The 973-nt window shown below is 38.6% G+C and carries 1 protein-coding gene; it reads left to right on the top strand.

Annotated elements, in window-relative coordinates; genetic code table 11:
• Positions 1-119: 119 nt before the first annotated feature.
• Positions 120-899, top strand: a complete 780-nt coding sequence (locus HMPREF2572_RS08595) for a hypothetical protein (protein WP_070497736.1) — start codon at positions 120-122, stop codon at positions 897-899.
• Positions 900-973 lie beyond the last annotated feature (74 nt).

Genomic DNA, 973 nt, shown 5'->3' with positions numbered 1-973 from the left:
AAAGAGTTTATGCAATGGTATAGCGACTTTTTGCGGGAACGGTATAACCAAGCATTGAGATTGATTCAAGATGGCGAGACGGATTAGAGGTCGTTTGATGAAAAGAAAGGATTAAAACAATGACCAATACCGATAACCAAGATACTGATACGAAGAAAAATTATTGCCTTGATAATGAAAGATTCAAAGCTATTTATCAAATAAAAGGTACAAAAAAATTTGGCAAAGCACTAGGGGCATATTGGTTTAATGCTGAAAAGGTTATGAGAAGAGCCTTTTATGCCGCTGATCACTCGCCTGAATCATTTTGCTGGAAACAGAAAAGTACAGAGGAAATCGAAAAGACGGAGCAAGAATGTTTTGAGGCAATCAAAAAATTCGAGGAGGAATTTGAAGAACCCTATAATTATCAAGAACAATTAAAACCTGTAATTGAGGGCTTGTCTTATGGGCAAGACTGGAAAACACTGGTGGAAATGCAGCATGTATTTACAGCAAAAGCTATTTTTGATTATGTAACAGATTTTGACAGCCTTAGTTATGAGGATAGATTCTATAAATTTCAGGGGCTTGCAAACCTAATAACTGATTCAATCGGACTAATAGAGCTTGAATTAAATTCAGGCGAAATAGGTATGCAATCTATTATAGAAAACGCCCGCAAAGCAGGTAAAGCCAAGCAAAGCCCCTATGAGAAAGCAGGAACGATAGCAGCCGTAAATCAGTTATTGGAGGAAAGAAAGGAAAAGCTGAATGAAAGAGGGGGGAAAGCTGAATTAATCCGCCTGATTATCCGCAAAATTGATGATGATGAAATCCCAGCCCCCGATGTTCCGACAGAAAGAACGGTTACAGCTTGGGTAAACCAGTTTCAGAAAAATATGAAATCAACAAGCTGACTTCATGAAATCAACACGGTGTTTCATGAAATCAACACGCTACTTCCTTAACAGCCGCCCACATGGGCGGCTAT

Origin of the sequence: Neisseria sp. HMSC064E01 (genome assembly GCF_001808875.1) — a bacterium.
Taxonomy (GTDB): domain Bacteria; phylum Pseudomonadota; class Gammaproteobacteria; order Burkholderiales; family Neisseriaceae; genus Neisseria; species Neisseria sicca_A.
Note: the sequence above shows the minus strand (reverse complement) of the source record. Positions and strands in the feature narration are given on the sequence as shown.